The organism is Rapidithrix thailandica (assembly GCF_039710355.1).
In the GTDB taxonomy this organism is placed as follows: Bacteria; Bacteroidota; Bacteroidia; order Cytophagales; family Flammeovirgaceae; genus Rapidithrix; species Rapidithrix thailandica.
Genome location: NZ_JBDKWZ010000017.1, coordinates 80,239 through 105,354, shown reverse-complemented (window position 1 = coordinate 105,354; position 25,116 = coordinate 80,239). Strand labels below are relative to the sequence as shown.

Here is a 25,116-nt window from a genome sequence, read left to right as displayed (position 1 = left end):
TTTGCCGTACATTCAGTCAAACCCCGGAAGCCACAAAATGACTTCCGGGGTTTGACCTATTTATAAATTAATTTTTAACCACCGCTTTCAAAAGCCTTCCGGTCAAACAACTAAACCCTCCCACTATACCCCCTAACAAGCCCGTCACCAGAGCCAGGAGTATGGGAGAGGGCAAAAACAATAGCTCGCCAACCTTACCGGACAAGATTGAAGAAGTGTTGAAGTCAATAAACAAGGCATAAGCCGTCCACACCAAAAAGACCCCGGTAAAACCGATCAGGAAGTTTTTGGCCGGGGTTTCTGCATTGAGCAAACCACCAATACAAGCTGCAATGCCAATACTCCACCAAGGAAGTACTAACTCTAATGCCACTACTAAAATGATGATTGATAGAATAGAAGTCCAGAATTTCATTTTGCTTGTAAGGTTTGGTCAAAAATAATACGCTCGCTTTTTTCTTCAACAGATTGCATAAATAGCAAGGGATAGTATTTGCCTTGTTCCCAGTAAGGCAACAGGTTGTTATAATACGGACTGCCCACATTACCGGATTGTCCCCCCGGATATACTCCCCAAGCTTTCACACCTTTCGGATCTAATTCGACCACCATTCTCCAAGAAGGACCGTGCCGCTCACTGGTCGCATTGACAATATTGTGATTACCTCCGTTTTGTACATTTCTGATATTAAAAGGTTCTAAACGGGCCAAGTGCTGCAAATAAGTTCCTTTATAATCCCCCCATTTCACCATCTCTTTTCCCTGTTCTTTTTTCCATGAGAGAATACGCTTTACCCCTTTTTGAAAAGCCATTTGAATCACCTTACAGGCATTTTCTTTTTCGGGAGTACTCAACACATCAAAAAACTCAAAGTCAGCATTTTCTTTCAGCAATTGAAAGGTAGTATAATGAGAAGGAGATACCAAGGCTATCGATTTTCCTTGCATTTCGTCCCATACCAGAGTTTTCAATTCATCAAACCAAGCTTCAAAATAAGCAGCCCCGGCAACATCCACTTCGTTAAAGAAATCCCATTGTTGCAGCGCCTCATAGATTTTTCTTTCCTCTTCATTCATTTCCAAGCTTTCCACTTGCCGGAGCAAAAAGGGTAAATTTTCGGCAGCAATCAGGTTATAGTTATCGTTTTGCAGGTTCATCATATCTTCCGCTGTGATCTGTTGTAAAGAGTCCAATACCTGATTGATCCGGCGGTTGCGGTACTGTTCATACCGGGCATCGTACACATAGTACGGATATCCGGTATCTACGGGGTACTGGTTAGCAGAACTCACAAAGCCCCTTGCCGGATTGTAGTGATGCACATTTTGCGTTGAGGGAATGTAGGCTTGCCAAGCGTTGACCGAATGGGTTCCGTCCATTAAGAATTTCCCTTGTTCGGGCCACTTTACAGGAAATTTCCCCTGGATTTTCATTGCAATGTCCCCATTGGTTGCCGCAAACACAAAGTTTTGTGCAGGACAGGTATAATGGTCCAAGGCATCCAAATAATCCTGATAGTTTCGGGCTTTGTTTAACTTATAAAACGTATGCATCTCTTCGGAAGGGTCATGAGCGATCCAGCGGAATGCATAGCCATTTTTACCATTGGCAGGTTCAAAGGTTTCGTCATACAATACAGGCCCCCAGATTGTATAGCAAACGGTATCGTAATAAGACTCACTGCCCCGTAACTTAATTTCCTCGACCCTCTTTCGGGTTTTCACCCATTCGCCATCCAATTTATACTCCTCCCTGGAATCATCCTTAAACTCCACCTTATACCAGTCCACCACATCGCGTTTGGCATTGGTAACGCCCCAGGCTACCTGCTCATTGAAACCGATGATCACCGTAGGTACCCCGGGCAAGGAAGCACCATAGACGTTTCCTTCCGGGGAGTGCAATTGGATCTGATACCAGATGGAAGGCAAGTTCAAGCCTAAATGAGGATCATTGCACAATATGGGATTTCCGGATCGCGTCTTACTTCCTCCCACAGCCCAGTTATTACTCCCATTATCCGGATGGGGTTTGGCATTTTTTTCTGTGGCCACAAATTGATCTATGGCAAATGCACCCTTCACCGTATCCACCTTAGTAGGTTCGAAATTCCATTGGGCCATGCCATTCACAATAGGATCTTGACCGGGCACAGTATCGGGATAAAGCATATCAAAATACTTTCTACCAAATAGCTTCATGGCATTGGTATACTCCAGGTCCAACTCAAACAAGGTCAAGTCACTCGCCATGTACTTAAGGAATAAGGCACATTTCAGCAAAGTCCATTCTTCGGGTTGATAGTTCAACAGTTTGTATTCCAAAGGAAGATCTTCATACGACAAGCCCTGAATATACGCATTCACTCCTCGCGTATATGCTTCCGCTACTTTTTTCAGTTGAGGAGATTTTTCTAATTGTTGAATAAAGTTTTCAGCGGCAAACACCATCCCTCGTCTTCTTTGTCTGCGGTCAAATTCCAGGGCTTTATCACCTACCAACTCCGAAAGTCGTCCGGAAGCGGCATGGGTTTGAAATTCCATTTGCCATAAGCGGTGTTGAGCGGTAACATACCCTTGTGCAAAATAGAGGTCATCGTCATTTTCGGCAAAAATATGCGGCACCATCACGTCATCGTACACTACTTTGACCGGGGCTTGTAAACCATCGGCAGTCAGTTGCTGTTTCCAGCGGATATCCATGGTTTCCGAGTTTTGCCAGAACCCGTGAAACGGATCTAAAAATTTCCCCAAGGGAGGGGCCATTCCCATTTTCATATTCAACACCGCAATCAATGCTACGCTTATTGCGGCCGAAACGATCAGTTTTAACACTTTCATTCGGTTAAGGATTTGTATGGTACATGTCTTTTCAAAGGATAGAATGATTGTTAGTGCAAGATAAGATACATCAACTTGATAAGTACTTTGCAAAGGCTCTCTCATTTATCACTTGACTTGTAAATGTACAAAGTGTAGAAATAACAGGAGCAATACCAATGCCTTCCTTGCTGTATTTTTCAATGCATGGAAATGCAAACAGCCACATTGCCTACCTAGTGTAGCCGGACGAACAGTATGGTAATTATGAAAGTAGTAAGTTATAGGTTATTAATCCACGGCCAACGATGACCGGTTTCAACTTGGTGCGGTCTCATTGTCAAAATTTGCTTGTTGAATATAGCAATCTTCTTTTGGTCTGTCAAATACAATGGATTTTTCTTATATTTTTTTTAACCCGCCTCTCAAATGAAGACTCAATGGCAAGGGATACCTCGATAAAAAACTTATGCGTATGTGTCCGGCTGCTATGGTTCATAGCAACATGCCAGTTGATGGATGAATACAAAAAATACCCAGGAGAGTGATAATTCCCTTGGTACTTCTTGTACCTTTGCCAATGATTGATTACTCATCTGATTTATAAAATTCAACCGGTTCTCAACTAAACATTGTTTTATAAATGCCCGTATCCACCATTCTCTATATCGCATATTTGTTGGCAAGTTTCCACCCTATTCATATCGGGATCAGCAACATTGAATACAATGCCAACCATAAGTCTTTGGAAATTACACATAAGATCTTTTTGGATGATTTTGAAAACGCAGTGAAAACAGAAATGGGTGTAGAACTCAAATTGGGCTCGGAAAATGTTCACCCGGACAAGGAGGCCTACATTCAACAGTTTATAGAAAAGCATTTTTGGATTAAAGTCAATAACAAAACCAAAAGCCCCACTTATATTGGTAATGAAACTGATTTTGAAGCCATCTGGATTTATCAAGAAGTACCCAATGTCAAAAAGCTTAAAAAGGTAGAAGTCGGCAATTCGGTATTGCTCAATATTTTTGATGATCAGAAAAATATCATCCATTTCAAATACCTGGAAAATCATAAAAGCGGTCTGTTATCCCAAGACCAAGCCAAGGAGACCTTTCATTTTTAATCCCGGAAAACAAATTGACAGGCGCTTGACCACTCCGGTTTTCTCCATCAGCCTCTCATGGCTTTCCCCAAAAGACTCTGCCCTTTGAAGAACCAAAACCGAGCCCTTAATAAGGAATATGTGTATGTATTAATAAAATGCAAAGCTTTCTATTAGTTCGGAGAGCATTATATTTATGTACTCCTACAACTTTCTTTTCACTCACGCATCCACCCAATGGTTGGAGCAAGCCTTTGCAATTTGAATTAAAAACAGGGGATTTCCACTCGACAATCCTAAGGTATTTTCTACCTGCCACCTTTGTAAAATCCAACCATAATAACTTGTACACTACAGAAAGAGGGGAGGATTGTTTTCCGTACATTTTGGTTAACAAGTGATAATTTGAGCCGCATCTTGCATCTTCCGTCACAAGAAGAAAGGGGTTTTTATTGCATTAGAAATAAAAATCCATTAATTTATTTCAACAAAGATAGATCCTAAGAAAATACATTTTTCCAAACACTTTCTACACCCGGCCCAAAGCTGTCCGGCACTATAGAATAATTTTTATTTCCGTCCAACTCAACCCAGAACCGATGAATCAGTTAAGACTGGCTATACTCATCCTGTTAAGTCTTCTTGGTACTGTCCCATCCCTTTATGCAACCCATATCCGAGCAGGAGACTTAACCGCTAGACGCATTGAAGGTGAAAGCAATCTATGTTATCATTTTACGGTGATGCTTTACCGGGATACAGAAGGGGTGCCTGCCGCTCCGGGTGAATTTATCTTCAGAACCGTAGGTACCTCTACGCCACTGGACATATTCCAGGTTCCTCCCACTTCTTTAGGGCTAATTAACAATGGTACTACAGAAGTGCTTCGCTATGACACCGTTTTTTGCTTTCCATCGGCAGGTACTTATTCGGTCAGTTACTTTGAGCGCAACCGGAACAATGGTATCAACAATATGTTTGCCTCCGGAGACACCCCCTTTTATATAGAATCCCGGTTTGTCATTTCTCCCGCTTTGGGAAATAATACTTCTCCGATACTGCTCATTCCCCCCGTTGACAAAGCATGTGTAGGGCAGCGTTTTATTCACAACCCCGGGGCTTTTGATGCGGAAGGGGACAGCCTTTCTTACAGAATTACCGTTAGCAAACAAGGTGCAGGACAAGATGTGCAGAGTTATACTTTTCCCAACAACCCCAATTGGAGTTCAGAACAAGAAGATGGGAGTACACCTCCGCTCTTTTCTATTGACCCGGTCAACGGAGACTTGGTTTGGAATTCGCCTGGGGTACCCGGAGAATACAATGTGGCCTTTTTTGTGGATGAGTGGCGAAATGGCATTCTGATAGGAAGCGTAAACAGGGATATGCAAATCATTGTGGAAGATTGTGAAAACAACCGGCCGGAAGTCATTGTCCCCATGGATACTTGTATTATTGCCGGGGAGATTCTGACGGATACCATCATTGGAAGGGACCCTGATCTGGATCGTATTATCCTCACGGCCGCCAACGATCCTAATAATAACGGGGATACGCAACCGGGGGGAATCTTTGACCTCTCCCCACCCTCGATCAGTGCTACCTTTGATACCTTTGGCTTACAACCACCCAATGGCCTTGAAATGGGGCTTTTCCGGTGGGAAACCACCTGTAACGATGTACGAGAAGAACCCTACCAGGCTACTTTTAAAGCCTTGGACCTTCCAGGCAGACTGGCGGATTTGCAAACCTGGCGCATCTTTGTCCTCGGCCCGCCCCCGGATACCTTAATTGCCGACCCGGATGAAGCCAATGCCTCCATCAGCCTTACTTGGGAAAACTACCAATGTTCCAATGCCTCCAAAATGACTATTTGGAGACGCACCGGTTCATTTGAATTTGACCCGGGTCCTTGTGAAACCGGACTCCCCCCCTACACAGGCTATGAAAAAGTAGGTGAAGTAGATATAGGAGAAACCCAATTTGTGGATAGTAATTTGGAAAAAGGGAGAACTTATTGTTACCGTATCTTTGCCGTTTTTCCGGGCCCTAAGGGTGGAGAAAGCTTTGCCTCCATGGAGGTTTGCGCTTTTATCCCTTCCAGTGCTCCGTATATCACGAAAGTAAGTGTGGAAGAAACGGATATCAGTAATGGGGAAATTTTGGTAAACTGGACCAAAGCCATTGACCTGGATACGGACCTGTTTCCCGGACCCTACACCTACCGCTTAATCCGGGCGGAAGGATTCGATGGAGACGCAGGCTTAACCCCCATAGGCGGCCTGTTTGGTGAAAACGATACGATTTACAATGATACCGGACTCAATACCGAAGAGTTAGTCTACAACTACCGTGTGATACTCTTCTCTGATGGCAGTGTAGTGGATACTTCGGCTTCGGCTTCCTCGGTACGATTGGAAACGGAAGCCTCCGTTTCATCGATTACGCTGCGTTGGGAAGCAGATGTGCCTTGGAACAACCAATCCAGTGCATTCCGAAAGCATGCGATTTTCCGGGAAAAACGGACGAGTGATCCGGGCAACATGGTATTTTTGGATAGTGTGGATGTGGTACAAAACGGATTTATGTATACCGATGACGGGAGCGCAGCCGGTGAACCGATGGTCGAAAATGAAGAATATTGTTACCGTGTTTTAACGATCGGCACCTATGAAAATCCGGAAATTTTTGAACCGCTGGAAAATTATTCCCAAGTAATTTGTGACGAACTATTGGATACCATCCCGCCTTGTCCGCCTTTCCTCACATTAGATACCTTAGACTGTGCGTCTTTTATCGCACAAGCCGATCCTTCCTCTTTATGTACGGACACTTTATATACCAACCGCTTGAAATGGACCAACGACAGGTCGCCCGAATGCGACCAGGACATTGAAATGTATAATATCTATTATTCGCCCAGAAGTGACAGCACCCAATTGGAATTTCTGATCAGCGTACCGGATACCTTTTTCCTTCATGAAAATTTAAGCTCCTTGGCCGGATGTTATGCCGTAACGGCTTTGGATGAACGGGGCAATGAGAGTGTTTTTTCCAATATCGAATGTAATGATAACTGCCCCTATTATGAACTGCCCAATGTTTTTACACCCAATGGTGATGGAGTAAACGACCTGTTTATTCCTTTCCGTTGCCCCCGCTTTGTACGCAAGGTAGAATTTACAGTATATAACCGTTGGGGAGAAGAAATGTATTCTACGGATCAGGATATTAATATCTTATGGGACGGCAGGGATAAAAATGGCAAAATGGTACCTTCCGGAATTTATTATTATCATGCTAAGGTGTTCTTCAGGCGCTTGTTTGAGAAGGAGGAAGAAGTCAACCTGAAGGGTTGGGTAAGTGTGATCCCCGGCAACAATCAAAATTAGCCTTTTTACCGCTTCCGTTATTTCAGGCAAACCGGCAGAGAGATCTGCCGGTTTGCTATTATTTTACATTATAATTTTGCTATTTTGCAAATTAAAGGTGCTTATCCGGGAAGATACCCTTGAGGTACAGGGTGTTTATCATGCTTACTTTACCTCTTCCTATTATCTTAAGTTTCTTTATAAATATGCTAAATACAAAGCCCAAACAATTTGTTGCTCATAAAATTGATGAGAATATTCAGAAAAGGCATTTAGCCAGTTTCTCCAATAGGCTAGTGGCCTATGCCATTGACTGGGCCCTGATTATATTGGGTGTAAAATACCTATCGGTTGCGGTTCTGCTATTCACGGTATTGGTATTTGTCAAGGGGAAGACCAAAAGAGTTTTATCCCAAAGCCGTTCCTTATTGAATGAATCCCTGTCGAAACTGGATTATGAACTGGATAAACTGGATGTGGAAGAACGCGTACGCAAAGGGTTTACAAATTACCTGAGTGTGTACATCCGCTTTTTCATCATTTTTATCTATGTGGTTTCTATTGTTGTGGCTCTTGGCTTTGTGGCAGGTCTTATTTTTCCTTCTTCCCTGATTGAATACAACAAAATATCCGAAGCCAATTTGCTCATGCAGCCTTTTGTAGGTGTGATGTCAGAAGTGAAAATTTTTGCAGGGTTTGTCGGGGGACTGTTCTATTTCGCCCTATTCACTTGGAAATGGAACGGACAAACTCCCGGAAAGCGTTTTATGAAAATCAGAGTGACAAGACTCGATGGTAAAAAGATGTCTTTATGGATGAGTTTTGAAAGAGTCTCCGGATATACGGCTTCCGCATCTTTATTTCTGATCGGTTTTTTTCAAGTCTTTTGGGACAGAAATCACCAAACGACTCACGATAAGATTTGTGAAACAGTGGTTTTATATACGTCAAAAGAGCAGAAAGAATCTCCAACACCTACCTCTTAACAACCTCTCACTTTCAGATACTGTAACATAGGCAATTCACCGCACTATTATTCTACAATCCCGGGTTCAGCATAACACTTAAGAGAGCACCTTTTCATCCCACTTATTTTTTGTCATCATCACAATCAGCAAGAGGCTTTCCTCCTGCAATAGCCACTTCTGCACTAGGTATTTTTCCAAAAGAGTGTAAAACGTAAAAAGGTCTTTTGATTGCTCAAAAGACCTTTTTACTATTCTTTAAAGAAAGCTACTGTGTTACAGTTGTCCTTTCACACTTGAGTAGTTCACTTTCAATGCATTTGCTTCTCTCAATTCTTGTCTTACATCTGAGACAATTCCCATTTTGGTTTCACGGTCAATTTTGAGTGAAATGGTAATTTTGTCTCTTTCTACCTCATCCAACTTATCTTTCTCTTGCAAAACAAACTGAGGAATCTCCTTTGGTTGAATCAGCACGTCATTCGCTTGAATTCTAGGTGCTTCTCCGTATTTACTTATATCTTTCGGTTTTCCAATCCAAAGGTAACTCACCAGGGATTTTTTCTCGAGCTTTTGCAGTTGAGTAGCATCTGGCAAACTCTGTTCTACCAACAAATCCGTTTCCCGCATCACTGTTGTCACCATAAAGAAGAACAACAACATGAAGATAATATCCGGAAGAGCTGAAGTAGGGATCTCCTGGCTGGTTTTTGTTTTTTTCTTGAACTTAGACATAATTTCTAACTTTTTTCAAATTCGATAAAAAACGTCCAGCTGCTTGTTTAGTTACCTACGTCAGTAGGTTCGGCATCAGAGATTTGAATCTTATATGCCTTTTTAGCTCGCTCTAGTAACTCATTCTGGTCAGGGTCCTTAGGATCTAATTCATTGAATTGCTCCAATGTCAATCCCACATGGGCCGCTCTCAGCTCGTTATAGGCTCTTTTCAGCTCATCGTATACTCTGATATACATTTCGTAGCTGGTTCCCCTATCCGTTTTCAAGGAGACGACCGCCTTGTCCGGGCTTTCAGAAAGCTTAGGATCCTTTCCGTTATTCGTTACAAATTTTTTCACTTTTTCCCTGATTTCTTCCACCTCAGTAGGTTCTTCTTCTACAAGAAGGCGGTCGGAAGAGTTAACCAGCACTTTAAAAATATTACGCTGATTGATCTTCACATCCTGCTGATCTTCTTTTTTAGGAGGGAGCAGTACCGCAATCCCCTTATCAGAGGCGATTGTGGTAGTAACCAAGAAAAAGATTAAGAGCAGGAATGCAATATCCGCCATTGAACTGGCATTGACGGTTGTTTCCTCTCTATTTTTTCGTCCCATAATAATTATTTTACGAGCTTAACGATTTCTGTAAAAATAATTCCTACAAAAGCGACAATCAGCAATTCATACATCATAATCAACATTCCACCAATCAACTTAGATGAATCGGCATTCACCTGAAACTCTAGGGCTTTTGCAGTGACTTCATTACTTGCCAATCCGTATCCGAGTCCGAACAGTACTAGCAATAGAACGACTCCCGCTACGCTCTTCATTAAATTCTGAGGGTTGGCTACAGCATTCAACACAAAACCTACAATCGCTGCCAAGATGGCCAAACCAACAAGAAGATAAGCTAGAGGAAGTAATGTACCGGTAGTTATACTTTCTATATCCATAAAGCTATTTCTTTTTTAATTAAGCAACAGATTTCTTCGTAAGGTTGTACTTCACCAAAATATCTACTAAAGAGATAGAAGCATCCTCCATTCTGTTCACTAAAGAGTCAATTTTAGAGACACAGTAGTTGTAAAACAACTGCAAGATAACCGCAACGATCAAACCGGCTACAGTTGTCAAAAGAGCAACTTTAATACCTCCGGCAACCAATGAAGGAGAAATATCACCCGCAGCTTCGATAGAGTCAAAGGCACCGATCATACCAATTACCGTACCCATGAAACCCAACATCGGAGCCAATGAGATAAACAATGAGATCCAAACAAGACCTTTTTCCAAACGTCCCATTTCTACGGAACCGTAAGAGACGATAGACTTCTCTACCATTTCGATACCTTCAGAGTAACGCATCAAACCTTGAGTAAAGATAGAAGCGACAGGTCCACGAGTAGCTTTAGTTACTTCAATAGCAGTTTCCACACCACCTTCTTCCAAAGCTTTCTCTACATTGTTTAATAACTTATTAGTGTTAGTGGTAGCTAAATTTAGGGTAATAATTCTTTCAATTGCCACAGCCAAACCTAAAATCAAACAGATCAATACGACCCCCATAAACAAAGGTCCACCTTCGATAAATTTGTCTTTGACGATTTGGTGAAAGCTTTCTTCTCCTCCACTCTCTACGTCATCTTGAGTTACCTCAGTCGTATTAGCGTTAGAAACAGGAGTTTCAGTAGGTGTTGATTCAACAGCTTCAGAAGCAGTCTCCTCAGTTTGGTTGTTTTCGTCTTGTGCTATAAGGCTAAAGTTCACCCCAATAGTCAGCGCACAGAAACACAACAGAGATGCAAGTAATCGTTTCATAATTAAATGTTTAGATTTCAATACGTTTGATTTGTGTACTTAACCAGTTTAAACAAACTTCAATTTTCAATTCAAAATTGTAGCGGAGAGAGAGGGATTCGAACCCTCGGTACCCAGATTAAGAGTACACCCGCTTTCCAGGCGAGCACCTTCAGCCACTCGGTCACCTCTCCGTTTGTATTTCATTGTTCAAAGAACACGCAGCTGGCGTTGATAGGACAATTCTTTGAGAAGTTTTTAATTATCGAACGCACAAATAAATTAATAAAAATAGCTTTATGCAAATTTTACAATTAAATATTTTGTTGTAAGAGATTTGCCCTTTTCCAAGCTATAAGCAACTTCTTTGCTTTACTTAAGGAGCGAATATATATAAAAAATCTCAACTGATTTCCCCCCGAATCGAGTTTGTTAACAAACATCTGATTTTTTCTTCTCTTTTTTCATTGGCCAGCACAAACATCATTTTGGTGATGGCTGCCTCTGAAGTAATATCCCCGCCACTGATTACTCCTATGTCACTCAGGTGTTTACTGGTGGCATAGCGCCCTTGTAAGACGTGCCCTCCACTGCATTGGGAAACGTTATAAATGTATATTCCTTTGTCCAACGCTCTTTTCAAACAATTTAAAAACCAAGGAGCTGTCGGGGCATTTCCCGAGCCATAGGTCTCCATCACCACCCCTTTTAAATTAGGAATGCTCAAAATGGACTCGAGGTATGCCTGGTTAATGCCCGGAAATAATTTTAAAATAATTACATTCTCGTTGAGCTCTCTATAAATATGCACAGGTTCCTCGGGATCCGGCCTTAAAAGTCCGTGATTAAAATCTATATGGATTCCCGCTACAGCCAAAGGAGGAAGGTTGTGTGATTCAAAAGCCGTAAAGTTCATGCTTTGCACTTTTTTCGACCGATTGCCTCTCAACAGGTAATGATCAAAATAAATACAGACTTCCGGAACGAGTGGACGACCGTCTTCTTCTTGAGTCGATGCAATTTCCAAGGCGGAAATTAAATTTTCGCGGGCATCGGTACGGGAAGCTCCAATAGGCAATTGCGCTCCGGTAAAAATTATGGGTTTGCCCAGGTTCTCAGTCAAAAAACTTAAAGCGGATGCACTATAAGCCATGGTATCCGTCCCATGCAATATTACAAAACCATCGTATTCATCATAAAAGTCTTCAATAATTTTCGCCAGGTTGAGCCAGTGCCTGGTTTTGATATCCGAAGAATCGATCAAATGTTCAAAGGAAAGCACCGTCAGTTCAAAGTTAAACCGCTTTAACTCAGGAACTTTCTCCATGATCTTCTCAAAATCGAAGGGAATTAAACTTCCGGTTTCATAATCATAATCCATACCGATGGTCCCCCCGGTATAGATAATCAGAATAGAAGTGTCAGAAGTTTCCGGAGATGCAGTGTTGATATTTACGGTTTTGTAGTATTGCGTCATTGGCTTTTGTTAGTAAAATTTGTTCCAATTAAGCCGGAAAATTAAACAATTTCGCACGAATTTTATCCACTACCCAAATAATTAATTTCCTTCGTTTTTCAGGCCGGGCCGATTCCATAAATGGATGCCGGCCTCCCTCTCTTCCCTGCAAACCTTATGAGAAACGTCCGCTTTTATAATTTAAAAAGTTGCTTGGTGTTTGCTGTTGTCTGGGCAATCACCTCTTGTATATCCAAGTGTTGATATTCCGCTACTTTTTCTGCGACAAAGCGTGTATAACCGGGCTCATTGCGCTTTCCGCGGTACGGTACCGGAGCTAAATAAGGACAATCCGTTTCCAATAATAACTGTTCCAATGGGATATGGGGAAGCACTTTATCCAAACCTCCTTTCTTGAAAGTGGCCACTCCGCCAATGCCCAAATAAAACCCCATTTCAATTAATTGTTGCGCTTCCTCCAGGCTGCCGGTAAAGCAATGCAAAACCCCGGTCAGTTTTTCATCTTTCAACTCTTCTAAAAGGGCAATCGTTTCGCTCATGGCATCCCGTGCATGCAACACAACAGGCAATGCATATTTTTTAGCCCAGGCAACCTGTATTTTAAAAGCCTCCGCTTGTTGGGGGTAAAAGCTTTTGTCCCAATATAAGTCCAGCCCCATCTCCCCTACCGCCACAAAATTGCGCTTGTCCGTTGACAACCACATTTCTACAATTTCCAATTCTTTTTCAAAATCTTCTTTGACTGAGCACGGATGCAAGCCCATCATTGACTTACAAAAGTCAGGATGCTGATCTTCTACTCCAAACATGGCTACGATAGAACTACTATCGATATTCGGCATGAGTATTTGGGTAACTCCGGCTTCACGTGCCCGCTGTAAAACACTCTCTCTGTCCTTACTGAACTTGGAAGAATATATATGTGCGTGAGAATCTATCATTTGTCGAATGTCTGTTACGTATAAAAATGTACTATGTCTATCACTTCAATTTCCAACCCTGGAAAAAAATCAGGCTCAGCCAAGCATTCCATTGATTCTGAAAAAACTTCCCCTGATTGTTTTTATTTAAGATCGGAGGCAAATATATTTAACCTGTCATATAAATACAGGCGGCTCAATAAAGAAAATGAAACAAGTAGACAACTCTCTATTTCCCTTTCCATTAAGAGCATCTTTAAATTTCACCCTTTGGGTCAAAAATACTCAGTTCATCAACCTCAGTTTAGTATTTTTAAGAACCCTAAACTGAGAATTTTTACCGCCAAAAAAGAATTTTAAACATACTCTAAGGTTCATAAAAGAATCACAGGATATTCAAAAACAAATTCGCAGAAATCGTAATTTTGTAATTGCAAGATATCCAAGGAGGACTGATTCCAGTTATGATATATAGGAATGAATTGCACAAGCATTTGAAATATGTGGAAAAATTCCCTCTGGCTCTCCTTTTAAGGACAGTAATACAAATTAACCTTATCCATTTCAATGATTTGTTTTTGAATACTATTTAAAACAATAAAAACATAATGACAATGAACCGGCTTGCAACGCTTTTTTGCCTAATTCTTTTATGTACTTCCTTCCGGCAGTCTTCCCAGTTGCTGTTTGACGAAGAAGAATTCCGCTCTTTGAAAAACAGTGATTTTTCCAAAGGAGAAGAGCTCACTTATGAAGCCTCCTACGGTTTTTTTACTGCCGGCAAAGCAGTGATTCATTTAGACAATGCTGTTCATTCCCTTAACAATCGTCCATGTTATAAAGTAACCGTAGAAGGGAAATCCATCGGCACTTTCGGTATGGTCATGAATATCAAAGATACCTGGGTCTCTTACATCGACACAGCTTCCATCATGCCGCATAAGTTTTACCGGGACATCACCGAAGGCCCTGTGGCCAGCTCTCCCTATCGGCTAAAGGAAACGACATGGTTTGACCATAAAAAGCAAACGGCAAAAGTGGAGCAAACAAAAAATGGTAAGTATTCCTTGGAATCCTTCACAATTCCCAGATATGCCCAAGACATCATCAGCGGCTATTATTACTTGCGAACCATTGAGTTTGACCGCTTGCGTGAAGGAGATCATATCTCTATGCCTGCGTTTTTTGAAGACAAGGTTTATGACTTTAAGGTAAAGTATTTAGGCAAAGACCAAGTACGCTCTAATTTCGGTAAGATCGACTGTTACGTCATGTCTCCTGTGATGCCAGAGAACTCTTTATTTGACGGAGAACATTCGATTAAATTCTGGGTCACCAATGATGAGAACCGGGTCCCTTTAAAGATTGAAGCAAAAATGTTTGTAGGAGCAGTAAAAGTAGACCTGGTCCAATACAAAGGTCTAAAAAGCGATATCAAACGCTCGAAAAAGAAAAAGTGAAACCTTTTTTCCATAGTAAACAAAAGAGGCTTGGTGTTCCACCAAGCCTCTTTTGTTTTTATGAAGAACTTAAAACGGATGCTTACATTTTGTACTGACCTGTGATAGTAATGGTAGTACCGGCTCCGGATGAAGTTACTTCACCCTTAGTGATGTGCAAGATGTAATAAGTATCGCCTTTTTGAGTCGCTACTACAAAATTGTAAGTACCGTTCTCAGTAGACTTTATTTCTTTAAATTCAGTGATACCTGTAGCAGCATCTACAGCAGCTTTCAAAGCTTCTTTTGTAGTAATGCTTTCCCACTTTTCAGCATCATCAAATTTCACAAATTTGTCAGCCCCTTTCTTGATCACGGCATGAGTAGTAGTGTTAGAAGTCCAGGCAAGGCCGAATTCCTCTAAACCCGTACCATCGTTACCGCCCTCTCTTTTGAATTCAAAAGCTTTAGCAGCATCTAACAACGTTGTTTCAGGATCATTCGATACTACCACATTCACAGTTAGTGTTTGGGTATTTTCATCTTTGTCAGTAGCCTTGATTGTGTATACATATTCTCCTTCTTTGATAGAAGCAAATTTTCCTACAGCAGCCAAATCAAAGGTGAAATCTTTTTTACCTTTCGCATCGCCATCTTTTGCCAAATCTTCACTCACACCACCATTTGAGGTAATTAACAAAGCGCTTAATTTCTCTTCAGAAACAATTCTAAATTCTCTTTTGATTACTTCTCCTTCTTTCAGAGTGATGGTTTCTTTCGCATCAAATCCTTGAGCAGTAATTTTTACTTTATCTTGAGGAAGCACATCATCATCGTCATCACTACAAGAGGCAAAAAAACCTGCGAATAACAAGGCAAAAAAATACAGGGTTAGTTTTTTCATAATAAATAAACTGATTTTAAGGTGGTTGAAAATTTATACTTGAATTAAAAAAAATGCTTCTCAAAAAAATAGGGAACACAAAAAGCATCCCTAGTTAGTGTATGATTGAAGATAGTTGTAATGATGAAATTGCTGGGCAAAATTAAGTAATTATACGGCATAAAACCTGAACAAATTTCCAGTTTTTTCTTACAACTCAATAAGTCCCCCCTTACCCGCCTTCAAAAGGCTATATAAAACACTGATTATCAACTAAATAACCCAATATCCAGAGCTAAGTATAATAACTTTATGTAAAAAACAAAAAATTGTACTTAACTCATATTGAGCACTCTTAGTAATTCTATAGAGTATCCAAAAAAACTTCATAATACCACATAAAATGGCTTTTCAAAAAAACGAAAGCTGTCCCTATTTCCCACAACCTGTACCAATACTTCTACAGAGAAGTATAAAATTTCCATGATTACAAGAAGAAAGCCTAATGGCATATAGCTTGTAACATTACAAGATTAAATATTATTCTTACAATTATTGTATCAACAAAAGTGAATAGCCACTATGAAGACAAGAATCAAATTAATCTTTCAAGCAGTAATGCTTTTGGGGATTTTGAGCTTAACAGCCTGTAACAATGACGATGAAGTCAGTACGGCCCGTTTTCAAGTAAAGTTAACAGATGCCCCTGCTGATTACGATGAAGTGAACGTGGATATTCAAGGTATCAGAATCAATACTACTGATGGAGAAGAAGGTTGGGTGGACTTGGATGGTGTACACACTGGCGTATACAACTTATTGGATTTCACTGCCGGGTCCGATACCTTATTGGCTGACGTAATACTTCCGGTAGGTACCGTACATCAATTGCGCTTAGTAGTAGGAGACAATAACTCATTAAAAATCGGTGACGATATCCTTCCGCTGAAAACGCCTAGTGGCCAACAATCCGGTTTAAAATTAAACATTGATGCGGAATTAAAAGAGGGGATCACCTACACATTAATATTAGACTTTGACGCTGCACGCTCTGTGGTAAAAGCAGGTAACTCAGGAAAGTATAATTTGAAACCTGTCATCCGTGCGACTGCCGAAGCAAACAGCGGAAGTATTAAAGGTTGGATTGTTCCTTTGGAAGCAGATGCAACAGTATTGGCGATTCAAGGTACGGATACCTTAGGGACGTACCCTGACGCTATGGGAAATTTCTTGTTTAGAGGGGTGAAACCGGGAACTTACCAAGTAAATATTATTCCTGAAAACCTGTTTGACTACGATGAAGTAGTCATTGAAGATGTACATGTCAAAACCGGCGAAGTAAGCAACTTAGGAGAAATATCTGTGGAAGCAGATTAACAAAAAACTTCAAATCAATAAAAGGGACTTAACAAACCCCACTTGGTTAAATGTGCCAAGTGGGGTTTGTGCTCTATTCCATAGAATGCAAAGCTACCCGGTTGCCTTCCGTATCTTCGAAATGTGCTACAAATCCATACTCACCTATAGACATCTTGGCAATTAGTACCTGCCCACCATTGGGTTCTACCCGGTCGAGCTCTTGCTGCAAACCTTCGGCACAATTAAAATAGACCACTGTTCCTTGATGACTGGGAATGTAGCCTTCCCCTTTTACTAAGGCACCGGAAGCTCCGGCTCCGGCTTCTTCCCAAGGAAACATAGCCATTTGGAAATTATCCATTTCACTCAGCTGTAACTTCTGCCCAAATACAGCTTCATAAAACTTTACCGCCCTGTCCATATCCTGTACAGGAATCTCAAACCAACCGATTGAATTCATAATTGTACGCTTTATAAAAATGATACATATTTTAACATTGCTAAAGATAATGGAATTTTTTATAGGATATCCGCGGTATTTTTGCCAAATTTAATGGAATTTATGCCAATATTTTTATAAATTAAACAACTGGCTTAATCTTTACTGTCCTAACATTAATGTTATGAACATTGTCATTCCTGTATATGACGGAGTCCTTTCCAGTAGTGCCATCGGCATTTATGATATGTTAAAGCATGCCAGCCATCTCCACCAAAGGGTATTTCCTAATGCAACAAACAACCGGTATTTAAAAATCCAACTATTGGGTTGGGATTCTACCGCCATCCATGCAGCCGGAGGGATTACCCTGCTTGCTCATACCACAAAAGAAAGTATAGGAAAAATTGACCTGATTGTACTGCCGGCTCCCGATCTCGAAAATCTGCCAGCACTTATGGCCCAGCCCTCCTCCTGGATTGCCTGGCTGAATACACAACAACATAGGGGAACGCCTATCGCCTCGGTATGTTTGGGTGCTTTTCTGTTGGCACAAACAGGCCTATTGACTGGCAAATCGGCCACTACCCACCGCTTGAAAAGCGATGTATTCCGGATGCACTTTCCGGAAGTCCGGTTGATAGAGGATAAAATTTTTGTAGAAGATCACGATCTTTATACTTGCGGAGGGGCCTATGCTTTTGTGCATTTGATAATTTACCTTATTGAAAAATACTGTGGCAAAGAAACAGCCCTACAGCTCTCCAACTCTTACTTGGCAAATCCAAATGATTCCCCATACCGGCCTGTCACCTATGCACTTTTCGGCATTCACAAAACCCTGGATTTACCTTCTATCCAGAAAGCACAACACCTGATTGAAAAACAAATCGATCAAAAACTATCAGTAAGTGACTTAGCAAATGAGGTAGCCATGAGTACCCGTACCTTTATCCGGAAATTCAAACAAGTAACAGGCAATACCCCTAAAGAATACATCCAACGGACAAAAGTGGAAAAAGCCAAACAAATTTTGGAGATGGAAACGACTACCATCGAACAACTGATTGGACAAATCGGCTACGAAGATGTGGCATCCTTCCGGAAAATATTTAAAAAACACACAGGCACTACCCCGTTAAATTACCGTAGGCAAAACAGCCGCTTTGTTTTAATTAAATAAAGCCTTTTCTTGATCGATTAATAACTTTTTACAGTACACCAGTACACCCTTCCCCTTTCCGGTTTTTTAAGTCAAAACCGATATAATAGCGCTCTTGCCTTTTATTAAAAGCTCACACCTTACATAAAAAACTTTATTATTTTTCAGAAAAGGGGTGGTAGTTTTGCATGCTTTTCATCTCTATGAAATTGCACACACAATTTATTTACCTAATCAAATTTCATTCAACCCTATGAAAAACCGTACACTTCTATACATGCTCTTCATTACCTTATTGGGATATGCCTGTTCATCCAATGAAGAAACGCCTGATCCTACCCCTGAAAACGGTGGCCCCGGAGCTTCGAAAATCACTGCATTTCAGTTTCCCAAATCAGTCAACCCCCAACTAGAGGAAGACCTACAAGCCGAACTCATTCAAAACAATGAGGGAGAAACCAACCAGATTTTCATTTTTGTCCCATCAGGCATCGGTTTTGATAAACTCACCGCACAATTGACATTCAACGGAAAGCATATCCGTTATCGTCAAAATCCAGGCAGTGACTTTGAGAGTTATCCTACTGCCGGCTTGGAACTGGACTATACCTATCCTAAACAGATGTTTCTGGAAGTAGAAGGAAATGAAGGACATAAAAATAAAACTTATCAAGTTTTTGTGGATGTAAAACAACCTTTCAAAATTCTTGAAAAAGGGTCGATTGGTGAGTTTATCGAATTAAGCGAAATGCACTATGTCAACGGAGGCAGTATTCAAAACGTAGGCAACCAACCTCTTAGCCTCCTCAACATTAAAGCTACCGCCCATATTCCGGTAGGGTTTAATTTCACTACGCCCATGGCTAATTTCCCGAAAACAGGACTTTTACCCAATGAACAGTTGGACATTCAAACGAGGGCAAGAGCCGAATTGGCTTTGGCCGGATCCTACACGGTGAAAACGTTATGGTACCCTCAATTGCAAGGAAACCCAGAACACACAGATCTGTATGAAGGTTCTCCTTGTCTTTTTAACATGATCATTACTGAAGAAAGCACCGGTAATATATCCGTTGATAGAAGTACATTGGCGTTTCAGAGCCAGGACCACAATCCTTTGGACTTGATAGCCACATTCAATTTGCAAAACAATGCTTCAGAAACCGTAGAGTTTAGTTTTCATAAGCATGTAATGGAACTGTATAAAGAGACGGCTCATGAAGATGCACTGATACCGAACGGAGGAAATAATATTTCGCTGGCGGCAGGTGAGTCCAAGCAAATTACAGTAAGCTTCAAACCTGCGCAAAAAGGTTGTTTCAGTGGCGAAATCGAACTTTTAAAAAACGGTAAAACCGATTGGGAAGAAAATATCACTTTACCTTTCTATTTGGATTTAAGGTAATCTCACCGGAGCTTTCATTCAACACCAAGAAGCTGTCTAAAAAGTAAAAAAACATAAAATACTACGAAGACTCTAAGTCACAAATATTTGATTTATAATTAGTTTATTTCTGTGTAAATCTTAGTGTCTTTGTAGCTATCTATTAACTTTTTAGACAGCCACTATCATCATCTACCAACATGGATTTGGTTAATCCACAATCGCCTGGTAGGTCAATACTTTAAATTCTTCGCCAATACGCCAATACGGAGATAAATATTCTTGCGTGAAAAGCAATCCGATCAAATTTTCTTCCGGGTCAGCCCAGCCATGAGTATTGAAGGCTCCTCCCCAACCAAAAGACCCTTGGCTGAAAGGTAATAAATGATCGTTTTGGGTGGTTTCCAAAGCGAAGCCCAATCCGAACTGAAAATGAGGAGGCTGTGCAGGCTTAGGCGATGTAGCCACTCCTTCTGCCAATTGATTGGTTAACATCAATTCAATGGTTTTTCTACTCAGCAATCTTTTATTTTTATAACCCCCCTTATTCAAAAAGAGTGAAAAAAACTTAGCGTAATCCTCTACGGTAGAGCTTAGCCCTGCTCCTCCGGACAAATACGTTCCTTGCAATTTCGGAAAATCCGGGTCAACGCCTTCATAAATAGGGTGCTTGACCTTGATCAGTTCCGCTCCTTTTGACTCATAAACGCTGACCAGCCTGTGATGCTTTTCTTTAGGTAGATGAAAATGCGTATCCCTCATTTCCAAAGGAGTAAAAATTCGCGCTTTTAAAAAGACATCCAGGGGCTGTCCACTCCAAACTTCGATCAAATACCCGAGTAAATCCGTATTCAAACCATACGTAAAAGCCTCTCCGGGATGATGTTGAAGGGGCAAGGTTGCCAACAACTCCATTTTCTCCTTTAATGTAGAAGTCGTTGTACCAATACCACTGGGCACTCCCGCTTTGGCATAAATCGCCTGCATCGTTTCGTCACTGAAAATGGCAGCATATGCGATACCCGAAGTGTGCCGCAACAAATCGCGAATGGTAATTTCCCTGTGAGCAGGTTCTGTAGTATACGAAGCCGTCTCTTTATTATAGGATACCAACACGGCAGGTTTCCCAAAGGCCGGAATATACTTTGACACCGGATCGTCTAATAAAAACTTTCCTTCTTCCCATAACAGCATCACTCCTAAACTGGTAATTGCTTTAGACTGAGAGGCAATCCGGAAAATATTATCAGTGCGCATCGGTAGTTGCTTTTCCACATCGGCATAGCCAAAAGCCTTGTGAAACACCACTTGCCCTTTCCGGAGAATCAAAGCCGTGGCTCCGGGTATATGATTTGCCTTGATATGTTCCGTGATAAACCCTTCAATTTTGCTCAAGCGCTCCTGACTCATCCCGTGAACCGCCAGGTCTCTTTCAATTTTCAAGGGCGTTTTTATTGCTTTGGTTTGTCCATATGCAGAGCTTCCAAAAAGTACTGCATTTAACACGCTCCATACAAAGAGCGAAATCAATATTTGAAGTTTTAATTTATAGTTTTTCATGGTTATTAGTTTCCGTAAGGATATTAGGTTTTCTCTTGACTCTATTATTTGGAAGAAGCAATGTCTTCTAACAAGGTATGTTGCTTAGGTTGCCAACCTAAAACAGTTTTGGCTTTGGTCGCATCCACCCGGCTGTTGGAAGCTAAGGCAAAATGCGCTGCTTCCGCTCCCCATTGTTGTATAGCTTCATCCATATCGATTGAGAGCGTTTTCCCTTGAAAACCGAGGGTTTCACTTATCTCTTTAGCAATTTCTCCCAGAGAATTCTCCCCGTTTTCCACATAGAAATACGATCCCGGAACGGCTTTTTCAAGCGCCAATCGATATAGCTCGGCCAAATCGGCAATATGTACGTTTGACCATATATTTTCACCTCGACCAATATATACTCCAGCTCCTTTTTGCCGGGCATAATCCATCAACATGGGCACTTGTATACTCTCCTTTTTCAAGCCAAGCCCTTGTCCGTAGATCATAGTAGGTACCAATACTATACTTCTGATATTTCGTTTTGCTGCGGCTAAAATCCGCTCATTTATCAACACTCGCCCACCTTTTTCCAACAAGGGTTCTACCGGTACATCTTCCGTGAAGATGAATTCACCTTTCTCTCCATTGGCTTTATCTCCGACAATACTGGAACCAGAAGTATGAATGAAGGTTTTCCCGGTTCCTTCCAAGGTATTCAATACCGTTTCCACGATATAAGGATTATCAGAGTTGGCCGCATTAATGACCGCATCGGCTTTCGAGGCGTATTCCTGAATTACTTTCACCGCCTCTATGGCACCCAAAACCGGTTCAATTCCCTGATCTTTTAATTGCGAAATGGCTTTTTCACTGCGTACCAGTCCATACACTTTATAGTCCTTTTGTAATAAGACCTGTGCAATCGAACCTCCAATGTAGCCTGTAACACCTGTAATAAATACACTTTTGATAGACATGATGAATACAATTTTAGATGAAAAAATATTATGCGTTTGGAATGTTTTCCACCTGAACCGAAGGATAATCGACATACCCCTTGGCCCCTCCTCCAAAATATGTCGTTCTATCTCCTTCGGATAAAGGCAAATCATGTTTAAGCCGGTAAGGCAAATCCGGATTGGCAATAAAGGGTCTGCCAAAACCAATCATATCAACCCAGCCTTCTTGCAAAGCGCTTACAGCTTTCTCTTTGGTATACTTTCCGGAATAGATCATCGTACCGGAAAAGGCCTTTCGTAAAGCCCTCTTAAAAGATGTTTTCATCAAAGGCGCATCTTCCCAATCGGCTTCGGCAATATGGATATAGGCAATCTCCAAGTCATTCAGAAGCTCAGCCACAGCCAAATACGTTTCTTCAGGACGATCGTCCACTGCTCCCTGAAGGGTGGTTAAAGGAGCCAGCCTTACTCCCACTTTTTCATTGCCGATCACCTCTATCACCGCCTGGGTTACTTCTTTTAAGAAGCGTAGCCGGTTTTCCAAAGTCCCTCCATATACATCCGTTCTGTGGTTGGCCTGCGAATCCAGAAATTGATTAATAAGATAACCATTTGCCCCGTGTAATTCAACTCCATCAAATCCCGATTTGACGGCATTTTTAGTAGCCCTTGCAAAATCATGAACGATCTCTTTAATTTCCGGTATACTCAAAGCTCTCGGCAAAGAGTGCTGTACCATCTCCCCAACTCCTGCTTCCGGTCCTTTCCCCTCCGGATCGATAAAAACTTTCACTCCCTTGGCCAAGAGTGCCGAAGCAGATACAGGTGCCTGTCCGTTTGGTTGTAAAGAGGTATGAGAAACCCGGCCCACATGCCACAACTGGGCGAAAATGATCCCTCCGGCTTGATGTACTGCCCGGGTCACTTTTTGCCAACCTTTCACTTGCGCAGGTGAATAAATACCCGGCGTCCAGGCGTAGCCCTGCCCTTGTTGACTGACTTGTGTTCCCTCCGATACAATCAAGCCGGCAGAAGCGCGCTGTCGATAGTACTCAGCCATCAAGCCGGTGGCGACATTCCCTTCTCCTGCTCTCGAACGGGTCATAGGAGGCATCACGATCCGGTTCTTTATGACATAAGGACCTACTTGATGTCTTGTAAATAAGGTATTGATTGTGGCGGGATTATGCTTATTTCCCAACTGTATATTCTCCATTTTTATCCGGCTTTTATTTGAAAGAAAATCAATTTAACGGGACAAAATTAGCAGGCATATTAGCCCTGATGTTAGGAGAATTTACGGTTAGACCAGTACTTTCTACAGGTCACAGAAATTATTATAACTAACAGGGAGACTCAAAGTCTATAAAGATATAGAGCATGCTTAAGTTTTTTGAAATAACTTAAACATGCTCTGATGTATAAAAATATTTAACAGCAAAGTATACTTCTTCCTCCAGAGAAGTATATGTTTTCATCATTTGCCAAACCGCAGGAAGGCAAGAATGATTACATAAACCGTCACTGGGTTCTTTAATGGCGAGGTAATTTTTTCTTGATTAAACCGTGGCTTCTTCAAAAGCCGGGTAATCGATAAACCCTTCGGCACCACCTCCAAAGTAAGTCGCAGGATTGCCTTCTGTTAACGGATGTCCATGTTTGAGGCGAGAAGGCAAATCCGGATTAGCAATAAACGGACGGCCAAAACCGATCATATCGGCCCAGCCTTGTTGAAGTGCTTCGTCCGCCCGTTCTTTGGTGTATTTTCCTGAGTAAATCATGGTTCCCGAAAAAGCCTTCCGGAAAGCTTGCTTTAACGCTACATCCATGATCGGAGCATCTTCCCACTCCGCCTCGGCAATATGGATAAACTCAATACCCATATCGTTCAAGGCTTTGACAGCCGCCAAATAGGTTTCTTCGGGCTTATCATCAATTGTGCCGCGCAGAGTAATCAATGGAGACAAGCGAACCCCCACCTTTTCTTTACCAATGGCCTCTGCCACTGCCTGGGTTGCTTCTTTCATAAAGCGCAGGCGGTTTTCCAGAGTACCTCCGTATGCATCCGTCCGGTCATTGACTTGAGAAACCAAAAATTGATTAATCAAATAACCATTTGCTCCATGTAGTTCTACCCCGTCAAATCCTGCTGCGATGGCATTTTTGGCAGCCGTAGCATAATCGCGGATAACTTCCTGAATCTCCGGGATGCTTAATGCCCTGGGTTCGGAATGTTGAACCATCCCTCCTACACCACCTTCCGGTCCTTTGCCTTCCGGATCAATAAATACCGTCACCCCTTCGGCTAGTTTGGCTGTACAAGAAACCGGAGATTGGTTGTTAGGTTGCAGGGAATTATGTGAAACCCGGCCGGTATGCCATAATTGAGCAAAAATTACCCCTCCTTCCTGATGCACCGCTTGAGTTACTTTCTTCCAACTTTCCACTTGTTCAGGTGTGTAAATTCCGGGAGTCCAGGCATAGCCCTGTCCTTGTTGGCTAATTTGTGTAGCTTCTGTAATAATCAAACCGGCAGAGGCCCTTTGACGATAATATTCGGCCATCATATCCGTTGCCACACTGCCTTTCCCCGATCTCGTTCGCGACATGGGAGGCATTACAATTCTGTTTCCGGTGGTAAAAGGCCCTATTTGGTATTCTGTAAATAAGATATCCTCTTGAGCAGAGGCATTCTCTGTATTCGGATTAACTGATTCCATTGTTTGTCAATTTTTAATTTATAAATGATTTAGTTGTAATACCGGGGAATTGACTTCATTG

At 41.6% G+C, this 25,116-nt stretch carries 21 protein-coding genes and 1 tRNA gene; 7 read left to right on the top strand and 15 right to left on the bottom strand.

Features of this window, described 5'->3' with window-relative positions; genetic code table 11:
• Window positions 1-67 precede the first annotated feature (67 nt).
• Together AAG747_RS23370 and AAG747_RS23365 are read right to left on the bottom strand one after the other, a co-directional pair.
• Window positions 68-415 carry a hypothetical protein gene (locus AAG747_RS23370; RefSeq protein WP_346823662.1) on the bottom strand — a complete coding sequence of 116 codons (348 nt, stop codon included), beginning with the start codon at window positions 413-415 and terminating at the stop codon, window positions 68-70.
• On the bottom strand, window positions 412-2,841 hold the full coding sequence (locus AAG747_RS23365; RefSeq protein ID WP_346823661.1) for a penicillin acylase family protein: 2,430 nt from the start codon (window positions 2,839-2,841) through the stop codon (window positions 412-414). Before AAG747_RS23365 ends, AAG747_RS23370 begins: the two co-directional genes overlap by 4 nt.
• A 622-nt stretch (window positions 2,842-3,463) precedes the next feature.
• On the opposite strand from AAG747_RS23365, the gene AAG747_RS23360 reads away from it, so the two are divergent.
• The 3 genes from AAG747_RS23360 (at window position 3,464) to AAG747_RS23350 (ending at window position 8,285) form a co-directional block, all read left to right on the top strand.
• Complete coding sequence (locus tag AAG747_RS23360; protein ID WP_346823660.1) at window positions 3,464-3,949, top strand: DUF6702 family protein; 486 nt, start codon at window positions 3,464-3,466, stop codon at window positions 3,947-3,949.
• A gap of 578 nt (window positions 3,950-4,527) precedes the next feature.
• The gene (locus AAG747_RS23355) at window positions 4,528-7,320 is read left to right on the top strand and encodes a T9SS type B sorting domain-containing protein (protein ID WP_346823659.1); all 2,793 of its coding nucleotides are present in this window, start codon (window positions 4,528-4,530) and stop codon (window positions 7,318-7,320) included.
• 185 nt (window positions 7,321-7,505) lie between these two features.
• Window positions 7,506-8,285 carry an RDD family protein gene (locus tag AAG747_RS23350; protein WP_346823658.1) on the top strand — a complete coding sequence of 260 codons (780 nt, stop codon included), beginning with the start codon at window positions 7,506-7,508 and terminating at the stop codon, window positions 8,283-8,285.
• Between the two features lie 255 nt (window positions 8,286-8,540).
• On the opposite strand, the gene AAG747_RS23345 is transcribed toward AAG747_RS23350, so the two are convergent.
• The 7 genes from AAG747_RS23345 to AAG747_RS23315 form a co-directional block, all read right to left on the bottom strand.
• Window positions 8,541-8,999 (bottom strand): ExbD/TolR family protein, encoded by a 459-nt coding sequence (locus AAG747_RS23345; RefSeq protein WP_346823657.1) that lies wholly within the window; start codon window positions 8,997-8,999, stop codon window positions 8,541-8,543.
• Window positions 9,000-9,046: 47 nt separating this feature from the next.
• A complete protein-coding gene (locus AAG747_RS23340; protein ID WP_346823656.1) occupies window positions 9,047-9,598 on the bottom strand; it encodes an ExbD/TolR family protein in 552 nt (183 codons plus the stop codon).
• A gap of 5 nt (window positions 9,599-9,603) precedes the next feature.
• Entirely contained in the window at window positions 9,604-9,939 is a 336-nt protein-coding gene (locus AAG747_RS23335) for a hypothetical protein (RefSeq protein WP_346823655.1), read from the bottom strand.
• A gap of 19 nt (window positions 9,940-9,958) precedes the next feature.
• On the bottom strand, window positions 9,959-10,804 hold the full coding sequence (locus AAG747_RS23330; RefSeq protein WP_346823654.1) for a MotA/TolQ/ExbB proton channel family protein: 846 nt from the start codon (window positions 10,802-10,804) through the stop codon (window positions 9,959-9,961).
• 83 nt (window positions 10,805-10,887) lie between these two features.
• Window positions 10,888-10,977: transfer RNA gene (locus AAG747_RS23325), tRNA-Ser, on the bottom strand.
• A 209-nt stretch (window positions 10,978-11,186) separates the two neighbouring features.
• Complete coding sequence (locus tag AAG747_RS23320) at window positions 11,187-12,260, bottom strand: asparaginase (protein WP_346823653.1); 1,074 nt, start codon at window positions 12,258-12,260, stop codon at window positions 11,187-11,189.
• A 173-nt stretch (window positions 12,261-12,433) separates the two neighbouring features.
• A complete protein-coding gene (locus tag AAG747_RS23315; protein WP_346823652.1) occupies window positions 12,434-13,201 on the bottom strand; it encodes a TatD family hydrolase in 768 nt (255 codons plus the stop codon).
• Window positions 13,202-13,794: 593 nt separating this feature from the next.
• Between AAG747_RS23315 and AAG747_RS23310 the strand changes: the two genes are divergently transcribed.
• Complete coding sequence (locus AAG747_RS23310) at window positions 13,795-14,640, top strand: DUF3108 domain-containing protein (RefSeq protein WP_346823651.1); 846 nt, start codon at window positions 13,795-13,797, stop codon at window positions 14,638-14,640.
• An 82-nt stretch (window positions 14,641-14,722) separates the two neighbouring features.
• Here AAG747_RS23310 and AAG747_RS23305 read toward each other — a convergent pair whose 3' ends face one another.
• Window positions 14,723-15,523, bottom strand: a complete 801-nt coding sequence (locus AAG747_RS23305) for a hypothetical protein (RefSeq protein WP_346823650.1) — start codon at window positions 15,521-15,523, stop codon at window positions 14,723-14,725.
• A 561-nt stretch (window positions 15,524-16,084) separates the two neighbouring features.
• On the opposite strand from AAG747_RS23305, the gene AAG747_RS23300 reads away from it, so the two are divergent.
• On the top strand, window positions 16,085-16,879 hold the full coding sequence (locus AAG747_RS23300; protein WP_346823649.1) for a DUF4382 domain-containing protein: 795 nt from the start codon (window positions 16,085-16,087) through the stop codon (window positions 16,877-16,879).
• A gap of 73 nt (window positions 16,880-16,952) precedes the next feature.
• Here the strand turns inward: AAG747_RS23300 and AAG747_RS23295 are convergent, their stop codons facing one another.
• Complete coding sequence (locus AAG747_RS23295) at window positions 16,953-17,321, bottom strand: VOC family protein (RefSeq protein ID WP_346823648.1); 369 nt, start codon at window positions 17,319-17,321, stop codon at window positions 16,953-16,955.
• A 163-nt stretch (window positions 17,322-17,484) separates the two neighbouring features.
• Here AAG747_RS23295 and AAG747_RS23290 point away from each other — a divergent pair, with 163 nt between their 5' ends.
• Entirely contained in the window at window positions 17,485-18,483 is a 999-nt protein-coding gene (locus tag AAG747_RS23290) for a GlxA family transcriptional regulator (protein ID WP_346823647.1), read from the top strand.
• Window positions 18,484-18,715: 232 nt separating this feature from the next.
• Window positions 18,716-19,867: a hypothetical protein gene (locus AAG747_RS23285; RefSeq protein ID WP_346823646.1), complete on the top strand. Its 1,152-nt coding sequence runs from the start codon at window positions 18,716-18,718 to the stop codon at window positions 19,865-19,867.
• 189 nt (window positions 19,868-20,056) lie between these two features.
• On the opposite strand, the gene AAG747_RS23280 is transcribed toward AAG747_RS23285, so the two are convergent.
• The 4 genes from AAG747_RS23280 to AAG747_RS23265 all read right to left on the bottom strand — a co-directional run bounded on the left by AAG747_RS23280 (window position 20,057) and on the right by AAG747_RS23265 (window position 25,055).
• Entirely contained in the window at window positions 20,057-21,406 is a 1,350-nt protein-coding gene (locus AAG747_RS23280) for a serine hydrolase domain-containing protein (protein ID WP_346823645.1), read from the bottom strand.
• Between the two features lie 44 nt (window positions 21,407-21,450).
• Window positions 21,451-22,353, bottom strand: a complete 903-nt coding sequence (locus AAG747_RS23275) for an NAD-dependent epimerase/dehydratase family protein (protein ID WP_346823644.1) — start codon at window positions 22,351-22,353, stop codon at window positions 21,451-21,453.
• 28 nt (window positions 22,354-22,381) lie between these two features.
• Window positions 22,382-23,551, bottom strand: a complete 1,170-nt coding sequence (locus tag AAG747_RS23270; protein WP_346823643.1) for an alkene reductase — start codon at window positions 23,549-23,551, stop codon at window positions 22,382-22,384.
• A gap of 343 nt (window positions 23,552-23,894) precedes the next feature.
• The gene (locus AAG747_RS23265; protein ID WP_346823642.1) at window positions 23,895-25,055 is read right to left on the bottom strand and encodes an alkene reductase; all 1,161 of its coding nucleotides are present in this window, start codon (window positions 25,053-25,055) and stop codon (window positions 23,895-23,897) included.
• Window positions 25,056-25,116: the final 61 nt, after the last annotated feature.

Bases quoted from the DNA above. Each gene is read 5' to 3' on its own strand.
- AAG747_RS23365 (WP_346823661.1), bottom strand. From the start codon at position 2,841: ATGAAAGTGTTAAAACTGATCGTTTCGGCCGCAATAAGCGTAGCATTG.
- AAG747_RS23360 (WP_346823660.1), top strand. From the start codon at position 3,464: ATGCCCGTATCCACCATTCTCTATATCGCATATTTGTTGGCAAGTTTC.
- AAG747_RS23340 (WP_346823656.1), bottom strand. From the start codon at position 9,598: ATGGGACGAAAAAATAGAGAGGAAACAACCGTCAATGCCAGTTCAATG.
- AAG747_RS23285 (WP_346823646.1), top strand. From the start codon at position 18,716: ATGAAAAACCGTACACTTCTATACATGCTCTTCATTACCTTATTGGGA.
- AAG747_RS23330 (WP_346823654.1), bottom strand. From the start codon at position 10,804: ATGAAACGATTACTTGCATCTCTGTTGTGTTTCTGTGCGCTGACTATT.
- AAG747_RS23320 (WP_346823653.1), bottom strand. From the start codon at position 12,260: ATGACGCAATACTACAAAACCGTAAATATCAACACTGCATCTCCGGAA.
- AAG747_RS23370 (WP_346823662.1), bottom strand. From the start codon at position 415: ATGAAATTCTGGACTTCTATTCTATCAATCATCATTTTAGTAGTGGCA.
- AAG747_RS23345 (WP_346823657.1), bottom strand. From the start codon at position 8,999: ATGTCTAAGTTCAAGAAAAAAACAAAAACCAGCCAGGAGATCCCTACT.
- AAG747_RS23280 (WP_346823645.1), bottom strand. From the start codon at position 21,406: ATGAAAAACTATAAATTAAAACTTCAAATATTGATTTCGCTCTTTGTA.
- AAG747_RS23295 (WP_346823648.1), bottom strand. From the start codon at position 17,321: ATGAATTCAATCGGTTGGTTTGAGATTCCTGTACAGGATATGGACAGG.
- AAG747_RS23265 (WP_346823642.1), bottom strand. From the start codon at position 25,055: ATGGAATCAGTTAATCCGAATACAGAGAATGCCTCTGCTCAAGAGGAT.
- AAG747_RS23275 (WP_346823644.1), bottom strand. From the start codon at position 22,353: ATGTCTATCAAAAGTGTATTTATTACAGGTGTTACAGGCTACATTGGA.
- AAG747_RS23290 (WP_346823647.1), top strand. From the start codon at position 17,485: ATGAACATTGTCATTCCTGTATATGACGGAGTCCTTTCCAGTAGTGCC.
- AAG747_RS23300 (WP_346823649.1), top strand. From the start codon at position 16,085: ATGAAGACAAGAATCAAATTAATCTTTCAAGCAGTAATGCTTTTGGGG.
- AAG747_RS23270 (WP_346823643.1), bottom strand. From the start codon at position 23,551: ATGGAGAATATACAGTTGGGAAATAAGCATAATCCCGCCACAATCAAT.
- AAG747_RS23335 (WP_346823655.1), bottom strand. From the start codon at position 9,939: ATGGATATAGAAAGTATAACTACCGGTACATTACTTCCTCTAGCTTAT.
- AAG747_RS23350 (WP_346823658.1), top strand. From the start codon at position 7,506: ATGCTAAATACAAAGCCCAAACAATTTGTTGCTCATAAAATTGATGAG.
- AAG747_RS23310 (WP_346823651.1), top strand. From the start codon at position 13,795: ATGAACCGGCTTGCAACGCTTTTTTGCCTAATTCTTTTATGTACTTCC.
- AAG747_RS23315 (WP_346823652.1), bottom strand. From the start codon at position 13,201: ATGATAGATTCTCACGCACATATATATTCTTCCAAGTTCAGTAAGGAC.
- AAG747_RS23355 (WP_346823659.1), top strand. From the start codon at position 4,528: ATGAATCAGTTAAGACTGGCTATACTCATCCTGTTAAGTCTTCTTGGT.
- AAG747_RS23305 (WP_346823650.1), bottom strand. From the start codon at position 15,523: ATGAAAAAACTAACCCTGTATTTTTTTGCCTTGTTATTCGCAGGTTTT.